At 46.4% G+C, this 14,530-nt stretch carries 15 protein-coding genes; 12 read left to right on the plus strand and 3 right to left on the minus strand.

The window, feature by feature from the left end:
• Window positions 1–21: 21 nt before the first annotated feature.
• Entirely contained in the window at window positions 22–1,458 is a 1,437-nt protein-coding gene (locus AC0YNX_RS05535) for a spore germination protein (RefSeq protein ID WP_475814629.1), read from the minus strand.
• A gap of 191 nt (window positions 1,459–1,649) precedes the next feature.
• Window positions 1,650–2,288, minus strand: coding sequence for an HD domain-containing protein (locus AC0YNX_RS05540; RefSeq protein ID WP_475814630.1), 639 nt, complete (start codon window positions 2,286–2,288; stop codon window positions 1,650–1,652).
• Between the two features lie 241 nt (window positions 2,289–2,529).
• Here AC0YNX_RS05540 and AC0YNX_RS05545 point away from each other — a divergent pair, with 241 nt between their 5' ends.
• The 7 genes from AC0YNX_RS05545 to AC0YNX_RS05575 all read left to right on the plus strand — a co-directional run bounded on the left by AC0YNX_RS05545 (window position 2,530) and on the right by AC0YNX_RS05575 (window position 6,931).
• Window positions 2,530–2,865, plus strand: a complete 336-nt coding sequence (locus AC0YNX_RS05545; protein WP_475814631.1) for a thioredoxin family protein — start codon at window positions 2,530–2,532, stop codon at window positions 2,863–2,865.
• Window positions 2,866–2,932: 67 nt separating this feature from the next.
• Window positions 2,933–3,310, plus strand: a complete 378-nt coding sequence (locus AC0YNX_RS05550; RefSeq protein WP_475814632.1) for a hypothetical protein — start codon at window positions 2,933–2,935, stop codon at window positions 3,308–3,310.
• A 156-nt stretch (window positions 3,311–3,466) separates the two neighbouring features.
• Entirely contained in the window at window positions 3,467–3,925 is a 459-nt protein-coding gene (locus AC0YNX_RS05555; RefSeq protein WP_475814633.1) for a hypothetical protein, read from the plus strand.
• A 92-nt stretch (window positions 3,926–4,017) separates the two neighbouring features.
• Window positions 4,018–4,773 (plus strand): alpha/beta hydrolase family protein, encoded by a 756-nt coding sequence (locus tag AC0YNX_RS05560; RefSeq protein ID WP_475814634.1) that lies wholly within the window; start codon window positions 4,018–4,020, stop codon window positions 4,771–4,773.
• Window positions 4,774–4,863: 90 nt separating this feature from the next.
• The gene (locus AC0YNX_RS05565; protein WP_475814635.1) at window positions 4,864–5,880 is read left to right on the plus strand and encodes a Gfo/Idh/MocA family protein; all 1,017 of its coding nucleotides are present in this window, start codon (window positions 4,864–4,866) and stop codon (window positions 5,878–5,880) included.
• A 423-nt stretch (window positions 5,881–6,303) separates the two neighbouring features.
• Window positions 6,304–6,534: a DUF6199 family natural product biosynthesis protein gene (locus AC0YNX_RS05570; RefSeq protein WP_475814636.1), complete on the plus strand. Its 231-nt coding sequence runs from the start codon at window positions 6,304–6,306 to the stop codon at window positions 6,532–6,534.
• Window positions 6,431–6,931 (plus strand): hypothetical protein, encoded by a 501-nt coding sequence (locus AC0YNX_RS05575; protein WP_475815210.1) that lies wholly within the window; start codon window positions 6,431–6,433, stop codon window positions 6,929–6,931. Before AC0YNX_RS05570 ends, AC0YNX_RS05575 begins: the two co-directional genes overlap by 104 nt.
• 128 nt (window positions 6,932–7,059) lie before the next feature.
• Here the strand turns inward: AC0YNX_RS05575 and AC0YNX_RS05580 are convergent, their stop codons facing one another.
• Entirely contained in the window at window positions 7,060–8,184 is a 1,125-nt protein-coding gene (locus AC0YNX_RS05580; protein WP_475814637.1) for a GntR family transcriptional regulator, read from the minus strand.
• A gap of 483 nt (window positions 8,185–8,667) precedes the next feature.
• Here AC0YNX_RS05580 and AC0YNX_RS05585 point away from each other — a divergent pair, with 483 nt between their 5' ends.
• The 5 genes from AC0YNX_RS05585 (at window position 8,668) to AC0YNX_RS05605 (ending at window position 14,407) form a co-directional block, all read left to right on the plus strand.
• Complete coding sequence (locus AC0YNX_RS05585; protein WP_475814638.1) at window positions 8,668–10,296, plus strand: extracellular solute-binding protein; 1,629 nt, start codon at window positions 8,668–8,670, stop codon at window positions 10,294–10,296.
• 82 nt (window positions 10,297–10,378) lie between these two features.
• The gene (locus AC0YNX_RS05590; protein WP_475814639.1) at window positions 10,379–11,281 is read left to right on the plus strand and encodes an ABC transporter permease; all 903 of its coding nucleotides are present in this window, start codon (window positions 10,379–10,381) and stop codon (window positions 11,279–11,281) included.
• Complete coding sequence (locus AC0YNX_RS05595; protein WP_475814640.1) at window positions 11,275–12,222, plus strand: carbohydrate ABC transporter permease; 948 nt, start codon at window positions 11,275–11,277, stop codon at window positions 12,220–12,222. Before AC0YNX_RS05590 ends, AC0YNX_RS05595 begins: the two co-directional genes overlap by 7 nt.
• A 33-nt stretch (window positions 12,223–12,255) precedes the next feature.
• Window positions 12,256–13,101, plus strand: coding sequence for a phytanoyl-CoA dioxygenase family protein (locus tag AC0YNX_RS05600; protein ID WP_475814641.1), 846 nt, complete (start codon window positions 12,256–12,258; stop codon window positions 13,099–13,101).
• 82 nt (window positions 13,102–13,183) lie between these two features.
• Window positions 13,184–14,407: an enolase C-terminal domain-like protein gene (locus tag AC0YNX_RS05605; RefSeq protein WP_475814642.1), complete on the plus strand. Its 1,224-nt coding sequence runs from the start codon at window positions 13,184–13,186 to the stop codon at window positions 14,405–14,407.
• Window positions 14,408–14,530: the final 123 nt, after the last annotated feature.

Raw genomic sequence — 14,530 nt, forward strand, 5'->3', positions numbered from 1 at the left:
ACCCTCCCTGCCCCAATACCGTCATTCCTCGTCAATGTCTTTCTTTACGTTAGCCTTTCGCTTATCAAACCTGACCGATTCCTTAGTCCTGTAGAACGCTGGTCGTTGATGAAGCTTGGAGTAGGGTGGACGGATAATCGTATCCGCCGTTAAACCCTTCAATCGTAATGGGTAAAACGGAACCAGATACGGCATTCCAAGAGAAGTAAGACGCAGAAGATGCGTGACAACGATGACGCTGCATATGAAAATACCGAGCAATCCCCACAATTGAGCAAAGAGTATAAACGGAAAACGAAGAATCCTGATCGTATTGCTCATTCGGAATACAGGCGTTGTAAAAGAAGCCATCGCAGACAAAGCGACAATGATCAACAAGAAGTTGCTTGTCAGCGAAGCCTGAACGGCTGCGGTTCCGAGTACGATGCCTCCAACAATGCCTATGGTTTGCCCGATCTTGGACGGTAATCTCGCTCCTGCTTCTCTCAGAAGCTCAATGGCCAACTCCATAATGAGAACCTCAACAACGGGAGGGAAGGGAACATTAATTCGGGAAGCAATTATCGTAGGGAGAAATGCATTCGATATGCCATGACCATGATAAGTCAGGACAGCGACATACACGGCTGAGGCTAAGATGGAGAACATGACGGATGTAATTCGGATCATGCGAATAATGGACCCTATCATCCAGGGCAGAAAATAATCTTCATACGAAGTGAAGAAATGCTCAAACGTAACGGGACCTAAAATCGCATTCGGTGACCCGTCAACTAATATGCATACCTGGCCCAAAGTCAGACCCCAAACAATTCGATCCGTACGCTCTGTCCCAAGCATCTGCGGAAAGATCGAGTTTGAATTGTCTTCGATAATTTGCTGAATGATGGTGATATCCGTAACCGTATCGAACTCTATGTCCCCAATCCGCTGCAGACAGGTTTGTACATATTGTTCATTCGTGATGTCTTCCATGTAACAAATGACCACTCTCGACTTGGAGAGATCCCCGACATGAAGTTCTTTGATTCGTAACGTTGCAACGGGCAACCGCTTGCGAATTAAGTTCAGATTGATATCCAGGGATTCGACAAGAGCCTCTTTAGAACCCTCGACATTGAATTCGATTTCGGGTTTCGATACCGTACGTCCTTTCGATAAAGACGCATTAAGCAGGATGGTTTGAGCACTTGAAGCTTGTTGAATGGCTATGTATCCAAGAAGTAATTTGTCTCGTATATCATCCGAGTCGGAGGAGAGCTCTTTCTCCGCAATCGGCAGCTCTTCGAATAATTCATCGAAGAGAAGGCCTGGGTTCGTGCTAATAAATTCAAGAATTTGTTCATTTAATACATTTGTATCGGTAATGGACTTGAGAAAGCAGATCAAATATTGATCGACATGATTCGATTGGCGTAGATAAACAAAATCAGAGGACTCCCTAAATTCCTCCCACATTTTAGGGATTGCAACCATGTCAAATCCAGCCTTTTCCTGTAACTTTTTGTATCATTATGTCCTGTGAGATGTTAGTTATACGTTGGTGTATCGCCTTAGACTGTGGCGAATATCCAGCCACTCTAAGGAGAAATATAGATAGGGAGTACACAACAAAAAGAGCCGCAAAGAGCGGCTCGATTGTAAATAATCTATTCGTTCCAGTGATTATGAAGGACACAGTCGCAGAAACTAGGGCGCTTGTATCCTGGCAACAGAAGTTCACAGACATCACTCTTAATGTTGCCGAATGTCGTTTCCGGTTTATGCTTGAATCCTTCCAGAAACGCATGCAGAATCTTTTGTTTGAAGTTGTTACGAGGGAATGCGGCAATGACCTGTTCCCGAACCTCAGCCGTAAGTGATTCGAAGTTCTCGCCCATAACGTCATACCCAACACCGGAATAGATGAGTGCCACCTCTGGCTCCTTGTACTGAGCAACCCCAATCGTCGTGTGAAGCGCGATCGCGTCCCAGACAAGCCGAATGGATTCCTGCGGTACGCCATGCGACCGTAGAAAATCACGGGCTGCGTTCGCTCCATCAACCTCGAAGCGCTTGTCGGGGCTGCTAAACGTCTTGGTTAAACCTAAATCGTGGAACAATGCACTAATGTACAGCAGTTCAGCATCGAAGTTGAGGCCAGCCTGTTGTCCTTGCAGAGCGCCAAAGAGGAACACGCGATTGGAATGGTTCCACAGTAAATCGTCTCCATGATCACGCAGTAATTCCGCTGCCTGAGTCGCCAATTGACTATCTGGTATAACAATATTTGCAATGGTGTTTGGCATAATGTTTAACCTCCCGAATTAGATGATGTCTTGCATAATCACATTGTAGATCTCGAAGATTCATAGATCAATTCCATTGTTTCTATAAAAACGATAGATATAAACAATCATTTATTTGATTTATTTCATCTATCATTTCTATAGAAATATTGAGATTGATCAATCAAGCTGAATTTCATAGAATGAAGGTGCTTGATCCGAGAAAGAGCAAATCACATTCGGATATCCATGAGGAGGGTTTATGATGGAAGTCATATCCATGACCAAGGAAAATTTTCGCGGACAAATCGATTATGGAATTACGCTCGTTGACTTTTATGAGCCTGCATGCGATTCCTGTCGAGAACAGCTTCCTATTATAGAAGAGTTAGCTCAAGAACTGAGATACAAAGCTTCCGTTGTTAAAGTGAATATCCAAGAAGAACAAGAAATCTCAAATGAATATGGCGTAATAAGCGCACCAACATTAATGCTTTTCAAGGATGGTTATCAGGTGGAAACCTTGGTTGGCCTGCAAAGCAAAGAAGAATTGCGCCAGATCATCCTTCGTTATGCAGCTATTGGTGATACTTGCTGACTTGAGTCACCAAATCTATCATTTTCTCATAGGATGAGGCATGTCTTACAAAAAGGAGATTGTAAACATGTACTCAACTGGTATAGTAACGAATACGAGAGATACTGGCACAGCGGCTTCTAATGTTGTTTTGAATGTCCACAATACAAACGAGCTTTCTTTACTAACAATCGTGCGAATCGTCGCATCTATTGATTCTGACACCTTTTACGTGGCGTATCTCACTGGGTTTATCACGCCAACTGGCGGTTATGAAGTAATCATGTTTAACATTGCAGGTAACGTTGCTTATGAAGTACAGCTGTTATTCGATTTATCAACGAATGATGGATCTTTGCCGGCATTAGCGTCCGTGTATGGGATTGATGAATTTGGCAACCCGGTTGTCAATCAAGGTTTTGGTCCAGGAGATCTGTATCAGAGCGCTGAAGATTTCAGCTTATAATAGACAATAGAAGAAGATATTTAAGTTTATGCCGCGTAAATCGCGGCATTTTTTTGTTATAGGAGGAGTAACGGTAGTAATGGGCGGGAGTTTTACGCAACAAAATTTGGTAATTGCTCGTATAGATTAGGAAAGCCAGTGAGAGGGAGTGGCGGATTGAAACGAATATGGGGTATCTTCATCATATGTGTCATTCTACTTAGCGGTTGTGTAGGAAAAAACAATTACTCGGGAATCGAGGAACAAGACATTTCTGATCTCAATGACACACGAAATGTAGAGTTTGTTTACAAGTACAAAGGTCATACCGATAACTGGGCCGTATTTTATTACGTGTATAAGCTCAAAGACAATGACAACCATACATCGAGAATGTTATTAAAGTATATTGGAGAGAAACCACTGCCTGCAGGAGAGTTAAGTTATACATTTGATTCAGTAGGCGGAGGCGATGGAGCTGGAACTTTGTCCGCAGCAGATTCAAAAGATGGAATTTATAATTTAGGTTATTCAGAGAGTAATGGTTCATTAGCGTCCCAGGACTCAATCGTTAAGATGCAGGTCAATTGGAATGGACTCATAGAATCGATTGATTTGGGACCTGAATTGGATTAAGTAATGAGGAACAGATACCCGAAAGATGCAGGAATCACAATCTTTATGAAGAAATTGGTAATACAACTCGGTACGACAGAAAGGACGGTCATATGGCTACAGAGGTTCAAACATCCAAATGGGAAGGCCTGACCCGGCTGGATTTCACATTTAAAGGCCGCGAGTGTATCCTAATACAGCCTAAACAGGGTTCAGACAAGACCGATGGTGGCAAAATGGTCATGTACATGGAGTATTTCGGTGCATTCCCCAACACCGCGATTTCGCTTCTCGAGCACGGATACCACCTCTCATACATAAAAAACAGCAATCGGTGGGGGACCGATGATGATCAGCACATGCGCCGGGATTTTGTGGATTTCTTGGCTGAAGAATACGGCCTGTCCCGCCGGTTCGTGACAATATGGATGAGCGCAGGCGGCGTGACTTCGGTGAATTTCGCCCATCTGTACCCTGACTACGTGTCGGTTCTTTATCTCGACGCGCCTGCTATGAATCTGATGAGCGCCCCGCTCGGCTACAACAAACCCACTAGGAGCGAGGAGATAATAAAGGAAGTTCTGGACGCTCTTGGGCTGACCGCGTCGGAGATGCTGAGCTTCCGCGGCCATCCCATGGACAAGATGGGCACGCTTGCTGAGAACAACATTCCGGTGGTGCTGGTATACGGCGACAGCGACAGCATCGTCCCATATGAGGAAAACGGGAAACTCCTGGCTGACTTTTACGAAAAACACGATAAGAGCGACTTAATCACCGTGATTAGCAAAGATGGGGGCGAACACCACCCGCACGGACTTCCGGATCCCAAGCCGATCGTGGATTTTATAATAAAGCATGACAAGTGATGCGGAGACAATACAGACACATGACGTTATCATTAAATTGTATTGAGCTAATAGGTGAAATAGCAGGTTGATCCTGAAGGAGGAGCGTTGATGAGGAAGCTGCGCTGGGGGATTATGGGGTGTGCCCAAATTGCGACAAAAGCGTTTATTCCATCTGTCCGAGGTTCGGACATACATGAGATAATCGCCGTCGCAAGTCGTGATGAAACAAGAGCCCGAGAGTTTGCAGACACTTATGGCATACAAGTCGCTTACGGCAGCTACGTGGAGTTGCTTGCTGATCCAAACATCGATGCGGTCTATATTCCACTGCCTAATCATATGCACCAAGAATGGACGATTCATGCCGCTCGAGCAGGCAAACACGTGCTAGTCGAGAAACCGATGTCAGTCAATAAGCACGAAGCGGTACAGATGGTTGAGGCTTGCGAGCAATTCGGCGTTCACTTCCAGGAGAACAGCATGTACCGCTACCACCCGCGCTATGATCGAATTAGAGAAATTATCCGTTCTGGCGAGATTGGTACGGTTAGAGCCATTCATGGTGTCTTTACGTCGAACCGCTCCAAAATGGAGGGCGATATCCGATTCCATCAGGAAATGGGTGGCGGCGGTATGTACGACATCGGCTGTTATTTGCTCAGCGCAGCTCGCTATTTGCTAGACATGGAACCTGTGGCCACAACAGTTCAAGCTTTATTCTCGGCGGAACATGGTGGCGTTGATATGATGGCCTCCGGTTTGGTCGAATTTCCGCGTAATGTGGCATTTACGTTCCAGTGCGGACTATGGGCGGACTTCTCTAATACTTTAGAAATCCGGGGGACACACGGTACGATCCGGCTGCCGTCGGCATTTTCGCTTCGCGCTGATCTGAGTCCCGACATTCAGGTTACTGTGCTCGGCGAGAGCCGGACGGAGCCATTCGAGCGTGGCAACCAGCAGTTATTGCTCCTGAACCGTTTCGCGCGGGCGGTGCTTCATGGAGAGCCAGAGGCAGTCAGCCCTTGGGATGGCGTGCGAACGATCCAAGTCATCGAGGCATGTCTTGCTTCTGCTCGTGAGAAGAGACGAGTATCAATCGAGCCTCTTGTAAAAGGGGTCTGAGCAACAAAAGCATTAGGAAGCAGCCGATCAAAAAAGATCGGCTGTTTTTTGTTAGTTACTTTATAAATTCTTGGTGGTATTTACATCTATTTAAAAGAAATAAATTCAAGTAAACTTATTGAGTTATTGAATCAAGAATAATAATTGGGAGATAGAGATGATCTCATCTATAAATTTCATGTATAAGATTTTTGGCTTAACGGGTACTTTTAAAAGTGCATTTCAAAAAATAATCGTTTGGCTGCAAATGTTAGTTTGGCTCCTCTGGAATGTAATGTTCATCATTGTTATTTTTGTTTTCAGAGATTTTGAACTCATAATTGCAGGTCCGATTGGTTCGTTACTTTATGTATGTGTTGCGCGAGTATTATACAAAATTAAAGGTATTCGATAGAGTAAGTGAGCTGGGGGAGAGATAATTAGTTGAATACATACATTGCTTCAATACTGATTATTATCGGTTTGTATTTCTTCTTATTTCCTGGCCATCTTTGGAAGATAGGAAGCTTTGAGATGTGGGAAGGAATGAAGGATTCGTTCGAAAAACAAGGTGACGGTAGAAAACCAAGTCCTAAGGTGCTTATTTATTACAGATGGATATGTGGAGGGCTGGTTGTTTTTGGTATCTCATTTTTCATTGAACATTCTTTTTAGTTCGTTCTCCTATCAAGAAGATCTGTATTTTACTTTTGGGTGCGGAGGTTTATTGATCCTTTTTGCAATTCTACTTATTAAGTTCAATAAATTATTCGCATTAAGCGTTTTTATTGGAAGTCTATCATCAATTGGATTTGGAATGACTACATTTCTTGCGCATCATGGCTACATAGAACCGGATGGGCTAGTCGGCATATCTCCAGCGATTGGATTCTTTATCATGCTGCCATTATTCTATATTTCAGTGATTAATATGACCAAGGATAAAATGGATGGGAATGAAGAGATAAGAAGATTAGTTAAAACAATGAGAAGAAGTTTCATTGTTTTAATGTGCTTTTTGACCGCTTTTATTGCGATTTTAGTTTATGCGTTTTGTGGGATTGGCCAATAGCATTTGAGCTTTGCAATATACTTGCAACTTAAGCTGACTGGCACAATAGCAAAACGTAGAACAGGCCACCGAGCGATCGGTGGCCTGTTCTTATTTTTATCGGTAGCTTTCATCCATCTGGTTTTGGGTCAGCTGCGGCTGCCCGGCTTTGCGGTTGATTCCCGGATGATTAATTTCGGCGGGAAGAATAGCTTCTTCGTGTCTTGTTCCGGATTTTCTATGACCGAAATGAGCAAATTAGCCGCTTCCTTGCCAAGTATGATGTCCTCCTGACTGATGAATGTCGGCCTTACACTATAGAATTCCGAGAGCTCGAAATCACCGAAGAAAATAAGGGACAGGTCCTCCGGCACGCGAATACCCATTTCCGAAGCTACTTTTATGACTTGCAGTCCAATTCCGGGATTAATGGCGAAGATCGCCGTCAACTCGGAGTGCTTTGTAAGAAAATCTCTGATTTTCTCCTTTATGGGCTTCGGATCGCCGAGCTCGATATCGACGTATCGGTAACGGCGATCGATTGGAATTTGATGCTCCGCAAGCGCTTTTTCATAACCGGTTAAACGGTCTTCAATACTAGTGGTGCCACTAATGGCGGTGGATAAAAACCCGATATTACGATGACCAAGCGAAATCAAGTAATTGACGCCTTCCTGAGCGCCTCGCAAGTTATCCGGACATACGCAGTTCGTGTCGATTCCGCGCAAATAACGATCCATTACGACAAGGGGGAACGAGCCCAGAGTAAGATGAAGGATTTGGCGATTGTACGACTCGCCATCGACAGGGTAGATGATCATGCCCGCTACTTTACGCTCGACCATCTCCCTGATGACACGTTCTTCCTTCTGGATGGAGTTCTCCGTATTGCAAATGAGCAGCGAATAGCCGGCTTCCGAGAGGACGCTTTCGACACCGTTGATGAGAAGAGCGTTGTGCTGGTTATTGATGAAAGGTAGTAATAGAGCAACCGCCGGCGCGGATTTCGGCCCGATCGGCAACTCGGCAGCCGTTATTCCTTTGTCGGGGACGGCTACATAGGTGCCTTTCCCTTGTATGCGATACACGATACCCATCTTAACCAGATCGGACATTGCCTTCTTGACTGTAATTCGGCTTACAGAAAATTGCTGAGTTAATTCGTTTTCGGATGGAAGCTTGTCATGAGGCAATAAATGCTCAAGCTCGATCTCAGAAATGATGTGATGTTTGATTTGCTCGTAGAGAGATAACTGCAGCGAGGTTTTTCTCATTTTTTGCAACTCCATGTCCAATTTTGCTGTCCAAATCCGCTTGTTATATACCATCTTATAGGTTGGTATGTAAATTGTAAAGATTATCTAAAATTTTTGACGAATAAAGGCGATCGTCTTAGTAAAATGGAGTATGTTTATGTAAATTCAACTAAACATACCTTTTATTCGTGAAAATGGATCAATATGAAGAAATACGTCCGTTTACAACTTTTTCCTGCAATGCTATTATTCATACCGAGTGCATGATGAGTTGATACAATAACAATACAAGTTAATACCAAGTATGGAGAGAGTTGAGTAATTACATCCTCGATAGATGATTTGCACGATTTCGTCCAAGCTCTATTGTAAGCGCATTCTTCGGCATGTTGAAAGGTTCCATATCTGGAATATTTCATAAATGGATGATTAGTAAGGGGGCGAGCTGCTTTACTATTGCTCAGTTCGAGAGTTTGTTGAACATATCTAAGGAGGATGAACATGGAACAACAGAAAACGTATAAGAAACAATTGATGAAAGCCGGATTGTTATCTATCGTAGTCGTCTTGTTGCTCGGTCTATTCGCCGCTTGCAGTAAAAACAACAATTCAGGCTCCTCAGCAGAAGGCAGCACCAATGAGGGACAAACGGAAGAGAACAATGGAAAAAGCAGCAGCGATTCGGAGCCTCTTAAATTCAGTTATTCAAGGCCGACATGGGGACCGGCCACGTATACCAAAGGCGGTGCATACGAGAAGGAATTGTTTAAACAAGGCAATGTCAATATCGATGTCCGCATTATTCCCGTCGTTGACTATGATGCCACTATTAAGACAACGGCAGCAGGCGGCAATATGCCTGACGTCATCTGGGGTTGGGGCCCAGTAGATCCGTTCTGGAAGGATCTGCAGGATCAAGGTGCTTTCCTTAAGATCAATGATTATCTGGATCAATATCCGGCGATCAAGGACGCTGTTCCGGCCGGGATTTGGGATAAGATGGCGGATGATAAAGGCGATATCTATTTCATACCAAACTTGATTTATCCGGTTGTACCTTTCTTTATCAATTATCGTGCCGATGTTTTCGAGGAGCTTGGCATCCCTGAACCGACGTCCATTGCAGAGCTTCAAGCAGCGCTTGAAAAAATCAAAACCGGCGGCAAAGGCATCGTGCCGCTGACTATGGGAAACACGGTTCCTTTCTGGGCAGGGAAGGATTTGGCTACGTCGTTCGGTTCCGGCTCGGGCTGGGCGCCTTCCAAAGACGATCCGAACAAGATTATTCCTGCTGAAATGCAAGAGGAGCATTTGAATTATAAGTTTTGGCTGCAGGATATGAAGAAGAAAGGCTTATTCGATGAAGAAGCTGGCGTCAATCCGGATGCTTCCTTCGGAGAGACGAAATTCAAAGCCGGCCGCGCGGCCGTCATTCTTGGCGGAAATCTTCAATCTCTCTACCCTGAATTGAAGAAGAATGTGCCTACCGCAGACATTAAGATCTTATCACCGCTAACTGGCTTAAACGGCGAGAAGGGCGGAACGCGCGTTGTATTTCCTCAGGACCGAGGCTTCTACGTAAATGTGAAGTTTAAAGATAAAGCGGATCAATTCTTCAAGTTCCTTAACTGGTCGTTAACGGAGGGAACCGATTTAAGAAGATACGGCATAGAAGGAAAGACGTATACCGTCAATCCGGAAGGGAAGAAGGTGCCGATTCCTGATGAGAGCCGGGAAGCTGATTTCAAGGGCTCCCAGATCGAACCGCTTAAGTTCATTGATCCTATGAGCGAGAAGCTGGATTGGGAAGCGCAGGAGCTGAACTTTACCGGCGCAGGAATCCAAGGTAAATTCCAATACTACAAGGACATGTTTGAGAAATATGCCGCAACCCCTTATAACGACTATAAGGATCCGACGGTGACTTCTCCGACTGGGGCGGAGATCGGGCCGCAGATTTGGGAGGATTACATGGCGAAGGTTGACGGAAGTATCCTAACCGACATGAAACTGACGAAAGAAGCCTATAAGGCAGCCTACCAGAAGTATCTGGACGCTGGCGGTCAGAAAATTATCGACGAAATCAATGAGCTGCAGAAGGATAAGTCCGAACCGAACTATGTAGATTAATAGAGTCGGCCCGCGGAATAGGGAGTTTGTTTGCCCTATTCCGTTGTTTTGCCGGCACGACCAAGGTGAAAGGAGAGATCAGGTGAGCGCGCTGGGCACACGGATTTGGAAGTCGCGATTTATCTATCTACTGATTCTGCCGACCATTGTTTATTTTGCTATTTTTACGTATGCGCCTTTCTACGGCATTACAATCGCATTTAAGGACTACAAAATCATAGCGGGCATCATGGACAGCCCATGGGTCGGCTTTAAACATTTCGAATCGATGTTCACCTCGGAAAAATTTCCAACGCTGCTCAAAAACACGGTCATCATCAGCATGTATCGGCTGGCATTCGGTTTCCCGGTGCCGATTCTGTTTGCCCTCATGCTGAATGAAGTGAGGCATATGCTGTTCAAACGGTTCATCCAGACCATTACGTACTTTCCCCACTTTCTTTCGTGGGTCGTATTCGCAGGAATCATCTACAACTTTATCGGCCCGAGCGGCATTATTAATTTGGTGCTGGTCAACCTCGGAATGGATAAATTCAATTTCACCACCAACCCGGACGTGTTCCGTACATTGGTTGTCATAACGGCGATCTTGAAGGAATTCGGCTGGGGCGCAATTATCTATTTGGCTGCCTTGGCAGGTATCGACTCGCAGCTGTATGAAGCGGCAAAGATAGACGGAGCCGGGAAGATGAGGCAAATCTGGCATATTACGCTGCCGGGCATCAGGCCGATTATTGCACTGCTGTTCTGCTTGCAGCTCGCAGGCATACTCGATGCCGGCTTCGACCAGATCTTCATGTTTCTGAATCCTGCCCTATATGATGTCGGAGATATCATTGATACGTACGTATACCGCTTGGGGATTTTGCAATCGCAGTTTGAGCTGTCAACTGCCGTAGGTTTGTTCAAAGGCGTCATTGGGATGATCCTCATCATCACAGCGAATTCGATTATTCGCAGGATGGGGGAGAAATCGTTATGGTAGAGCAAACAGCCGCGGTAGCGCAGCCCGCCTCACAGCTGAAGGTTTCCAAGTCGCGGAGTCTGGACGCGAATCCATGGTGGGCCCAAAGCCTGATCTACCTCATCCTCATCGGAGCCGGTTTAATTACCTTGCTGCCAATGATCAATGTTTGGGCGATTTCGTTCAGTGAAGCGCATGAGATTTACAAGAATCCGATGATGCTTTGGCCCAAATCGTTCACGCTGGAATCCTACAAATATATTTTCAATACGCAGGTCCTGTTGAAAGCGTTTGGGATAACGGTATTCGTTACCGTTGTAGGCACCTTTCTAAATTTGGTTTTCACGGCAACCGGTGCATATGGCTTATCGAAGACGCATATCCCAGGCCATCGTTTCTTGTTATGGCTCGTGATCATCCCGATGCTGTTTGGCGCAGGGCTTATCCCGATGTATATTTTGCTCAAAAATATCGGTCTCCTGGATAGCATTTGGGTGTTGATTATCCCGCAGTTGGTGGCTCCCTTTAACCTGATCCTGATGCGAAACTTCTTCTGGAGCATCCCGGAGAGTCTGGAGGAGTCCGCCAAGATTGATGGGGCTTCGGATATGCGCGTGCTTTGGAGTATTATCCTGCCGCTGTCCAAGCCCGTGATCGCGACGGTCGGTTTGTTCTACGCTGTCGGTCATTGGAATGATTTCTTCTCCGGGCTATTCTTCATCAGCGATAACAGCAAGTGGCCGCTCCAGATGGTGCTGCGCTCGATCATTATTGACTTTAACATGCTGAATATGGGGACGCAGAACACGAATACATTAAATGATTCGAGCCACTTGGTCGTCCAGCCTGAGAATATAAAGGCGGCAACAATCATATTCGCGATCGTGCCGATTCTCGTTGTTTACCCTTTCTTGCAGAAGTATTTCGTCAAAGGCATCATGCTTGGCTCCGTTAAAGGTTAACCAAACCCGTAAGGTGAAAGAGAGGCTGATCCTATGAGTACGAACGCTGTCCAAACAACGAAAGAGGAGATCCTGGCGCATTACAAGGAGAATGGTTTCGCCGTCATTCCGAACGCATTGTCGCAGGAGGAGTTGGATTATCTGAACGGGCTCGTAGAAACATCATTGAAAGAATCTCCGGATCAATGGCATAATCCGATCGAGGGCGCCGTCGGTACAGGCAGTTTCCTCGCGAAATATCCGGTAGAGATGGATAAATTCATTCGCCATCCCAAGATTTTTCCGTTCATTCAGGAAGTGCTTCTCGGCGAGGCTCGGTTTGCCCAATTTGATTTCCGGGATGTTTCCGTTGAACGGGCGAGTACCAGTGAAATGAATTTCCATCGCGATATCAGCTACTATGGTACGATCGGCGGGAAAATCTATGATCCGGAGAATCCCTATATAAGCACCTATACTTGTGTCATCTATTACTTGTCAGACGTACACGAATGCTGCCCTGCTTTCTGCTTGGTACCGAACAGCCACATGTATAGTTCACTCGATGAGGCGAAGGAGAAGCAAGGGGAAGCTTACCGGGAAATCCCGATTCGGGGTAAGGCAGGTACCGCAGTGCTGTACAATATTACGACCTATCATACGCGCAAGGGTGGTAGCGTGGATTGTACACATGGTCGTCGGACGATGCATAACTACCATTCCCGCGCGACGAGCTACCCGTTGACCAACTGGGCGACGGTTCCTGAGGTGCTCGCGGTCAGCGATGATCATGACACCTGCTTGTTCTACTCGCAATGGACCCCTAACCAAATCAAGTACGCACGGGAGAACTACACGAAGCCGATCCCTTCTTACTACCCGGTTCATATGATCAAGTAGTTTACGATCAATTCAATTAGGGCCGCTCTAGGTAGCGGCCTTTCTTTCATAGAAAGGTTAACAGGGAGGTTCGGTTCAGTCCATGTCCAAAATTAAGAGGATTAGACTTATACGCACGCGCCAAGATGCAAGCTGGACAATCGTGAAGGTGGAGACGGATCAGGATGGTCTCTATGGGATTGGATCGGCAAACGATTATTTCAATCCAAGCGCAGTCTCTGCCGTTATTGAGGAGCTGCTTGCTCCGACGCTGATCGGACGGGATGCCGGAGCCATCGAAGACATCTGGCAATCCATGTACCAAAGCGGATACTGGCGAAACGGTTCCGCTTTGATGACGGCAATAGGCGCGATCGATATGGCGCTCTGGGACATTAAAGGAAAGGAAGCCGGCATGCCCGTGTATCGGCTGCTCGGCGGCCCATGCCGCGCGGCAGTACCCTGCTATGCCCATGCAAGCGGAAGGGATATCAATGAGTTGTCAGAGGATATCGCACGCTACATGGAAGAAGGCTATCCGGTCATTCGGTGCCAGCTGGGCAATTATGGCGGTGGCGGATTCATCCCTGCAGAACAGGCAAAGCGTCCTGCAAATGCTTGGCCGGCGAAGGCTGTGTTTGACGAAGAGGCTTATTTGGAAACAATTCCGAACATGTTCGAGGAGCTCCGCGCACGGTTCGGCGCAGCTGCCAAATTCACGCATGACGTACACGAGCACCTCAGCCCGCAGGGCGCTGTGATTCTGTCCAAGCGGCTGGAACCTTATCGCTTGTTCTTCCTTGAAGATGTACTGCCGCCTGAGCAGATCGCATGGTTCCGATCGATTCGACAGCAGAGCACAACGCCTCAAGCGATGGGGGAGCTGTTCACAAGCCCTCATGAATGGATGCCGCTCATTCAAGAGCGACTGATCGATTATATCCGCGTCCGCGTGTCCAAGGGAGGTGGGATATCTGCCTGCCGAAAAATCGCCGCCTTCGCGGAAGCATACGGCGTCCGAACAGCATGGCAGGAAGGGGGGGACAATGATCCGGTCAACCAGGCTGCAGCCATGCATCTGGATATGGCCATCTGGAACTTCGGCATTCAGGAAGAGAATACATTCCGGGCTGAAGAGTTAGAAGCATTCCCGGGCCATGCGGTTCTAAAGGACGGACATCTCTATGCAAATGAACGGCCGGGGCTGGGCATAGACATCGACGAGGAGAAGGCTGCGAAGCTCGTGAATCCGGAGATGAAGACACGGATCTATCATCGCCCGTATCCGATTGACAGGAAGGCGGACGGCACGATCGTACGCCCTTAATAACAGCTATCCTGATTCGCCGGTTCAGCTGTAACCCTAAGTTAGGTAATAGAATTGAACAATGATAAGGGCTGCTCCTACCGTCAAAATGATGGAGGGCAGCCCTTTCAAATTATGCCTAGT

It is taken from the genome of Paenibacillus sp. J31R98, from assembly GCF_056269245.1.